This is a genomic window from Moorena sp. SIO4A1 (genome assembly GCF_010672065.1).
In the GTDB taxonomy this organism is placed as follows: domain Bacteria; phylum Cyanobacteriota; class Cyanobacteriia; order Cyanobacteriales; family Coleofasciculaceae; genus Moorena.
On record NZ_JAAHHX010000497.1, the window covers coordinates 1 to 1763 of the forward strand.

Genomic DNA, 1763 nt, shown 5'->3' on the forward strand with positions numbered 1-1763 from the left:
GTAAAGCGGTTGCTCAATTAATTCTTCAGCAGGGTGGTGCTGCGGTTTTAATTGGCTCACGTCAGCCTAAACTGGAAGAAGCAGTAACGGAACTTAGTCAATATGGAACGGTAGTGGGTGAGTTAGCTAATATCTCTGATCCAGAGATGAGGAATGCTTTAATTGATCGTTTAAATAGCGCTCATAGTGATGCCACATTACTAGTAAATTCAGCAGGAGTCTTTCTTCCTAAACCTTTCATTGAGTATGAAGAAAAGGATTATGACCTCTACTTGGATATTAATAAAGGAACCTTTTTCATCACTCAGGCAATTGTCAAAAATATGATTAAGAATGGCAAGGCTGGTGCAATCGTTAATATTGGCTCGATGTGGGCGAAACAAGCGATAGAAGCTACTCCGTCTTCTGCCTACTCTATGGCTAAAGCTGGTTTACATTCCCTAACCCAACATTTAGCAATGGAACTAGCCAAATATAATATTCGAGTTAATGCCGTATCTCCTGCGGTAGTAGAAACTCCCATTTACGAAGGTTTCATCCCCAAAGAACAAGTCCATTCTGCCCTAGAAGGATTCAATAGTTTCCATCCCATTGGCAGAGTAGGAAAACCTACCGATGTTGCTGAAGCGGTGGTTTATCTACTTTCTGAAAAAGCGAGTTGGGTAACTGGCGCGGTCTGGGATGTTGATGGTGGTGTGATGGCTGGACGCAATCAGTACAACTAGGCTTGAAAAGGGTGCATCTTATATGTCTAAAAAAAGGGGGTTTACCCCAGGGCTATTTCATTCTAAAAAGTTGCTTAAGCGTGTCTAGACCAAAAGAACAGAGTCGTTGAGCTTGTGCCATGTTTTCAAACATGTGGTCACGGTATAAATTGAGTGTAAAATTGCGAGCTATAGTAAAAATTTTAGGCAGAGGGTTAGTGCGAATTCTGGATTTATCTTCGCCTTGAGTAACATCTCTAACATAGTGTACTTTATTCTCGACACCCCAATATCCACGGATACGTTCAGCAAATTCTTGGGCTGTTAAACTTAAAGAAGAAATATAATAACGAGTCTGAGTAGTAACTTCAATTACATTATGTGTAAACACCTGTCGTTCTGATTGAACTTGAATCAAAGTGGTTAGTCCAGGCCAAGGACGGATACAATCAAGATTTTGACAAATACTAACATTGCGCTTTTCGATTCGACCATGTCCTTTGTTTATTTGAGCACAAGTAAATTCTGGTATAAAATTTTTTTTAACATCTTGAAACAGACTTGGTTGGTTACCTTTTAAAGCAGCTATATAATCATTGCCACTGTTGACGATCAATTCACAAGTTTTTTTTGGGTATTAATAGCATCAAAGGCAAAGACAACTCCTTTTAGAGCCAGTTTCTTAAGCAACTCTGGTAAAGCTTTAATTTCGTTGGTTTTGGCATCAACTTCAAAGGGTTCTAAAATCAAGCCCCGCTCAACAATGTAAGAACTGACCAACATAATTGCTGGGTGGGAGTCGGAATTGGGATTATCGTTTTCAATCTGATATGAACCTTTAAGGACTTTACCGTCTAAGCCAATGGTTTCTCCACAAGCTGGTTGTACATTGAAGAATTTAGCAAGGCACATCGAATACTCTTCGTAATTAATATACAATAAGACACGACGTACAGTACTGTAAGAAGGAAGCCTGTTTTTCGGAGGTTTGAGAAGGTCAATTAACTCCTCACGGTAACTTGAAATCCAATCTCCAATTGCTAAAAATCCTTTATTTCC

At 39.4% G+C, this 1763-nt stretch carries 1 protein-coding gene and 1 pseudogene; one reads left to right on the plus strand and one right to left on the minus strand.

Going from position 1 to position 1763, the window contains the following annotated elements; translation table 11 throughout:
- The coding region (locus F6K53_RS39855) for an SDR family oxidoreductase (protein WP_293085552.1) at positions 1 to 725 on the plus strand (725 nt) is incomplete at its 5' end.
- A gap of 52 nt (positions 726 to 777) precedes the next feature.
- On the opposite strand, the pseudogene F6K53_RS46285 reads toward F6K53_RS39855, so the two are convergent.
- Positions 778 to 1742, minus strand: a pseudogene (locus tag F6K53_RS46285) (ISAs1 family transposase).
- Between the last annotated feature and the right edge of the window lie 21 nt (positions 1743 to 1763).